The organism is Bartonella sp. AA2SXKL (genome assembly GCF_042197205.1).
Classification (GTDB): Bacteria; Pseudomonadota; Alphaproteobacteria; order Rhizobiales; family Rhizobiaceae; genus Bartonella.
Genome location: NZ_JBHIRN010000086.1, coordinates 1 through 861 on the forward strand (window position 1 = coordinate 1; position 861 = coordinate 861).

Annotated in this window: 1 pseudogene; it reads right to left on the bottom strand. The window is 35.0% G+C overall.

Features of this window, described 5'->3' with window-relative positions:
- Positions 1–454: 454 nt before the first annotated feature.
- Positions 455–861 (bottom strand): annotated as a pseudogene (locus ACFINS_RS09910) (hypothetical protein); the annotation flags it as partial.

Below are 861 nucleotides of genomic sequence, written 5' to 3' on the forward strand. Positions count from 1 at the left end.
TTTTAGAATGTAAGTTATTTCAATTTACTCAACTCAATTTTTAAGATCAGCATATTGAAACGTTTTAAAAGAAGCATTTTGGTCATGGGCTTTATTTCAAATGACTACCTCACAAGGAGGGTGTTATGATTAATACGTTTAATAACAACGAAAAGCGTTTATAGGCTCTCTCATTCAAATGAGTGATTAAAGATCATACGCATCATACATTTCTTTTGATAAGTTTTCATATCTTGAATAGAGCGCTTGTAATATAATACGTTTTGTATATATGTGTCATCACTCCATTGTGGATGATTATTTTTTTATCATTAGAATCACATTTAAAAGCCGCGTCATATCATTTGGCACGGCTTTCTTTTTGTATTCTCTCTTTTATGATATGTTTGTTAAGCAATGCATTTTATATGAGTTTATAGCCATAAAGAAGGCACTCCCATGCTTGTTATTTATGCTATTTTTCAATCTTGACGACATTATCCTTTTCATAAACCTCACAATTTTTTGGAACTAATCTTACTTTGCTTCTTTTATCGAGCTTTGCATTGCCATAAGCACGCCCCCAGATCGTTGCATAATATGAGATTTTTGCATTTCCATAGACAGATCCATAAACCTCACAAGAGCCACCCGCGTGCGCATTGCCATAAACCTTGCCATAAATCTTTGCACGACCATTAATCACAGCATAATTATAAATTTTTGCATGGCTATAAATGCAAGCAGAGCCAGAGACCTTTGAATGACCATAAACCCTTGCATAACTAAAAACCGTAGCATCATAAGAAACATGCGCATGGTCATAAATATGAGCATCAGCAAGCACGCGGGCAGCACCACTCACATGAGCATTGCCATAAA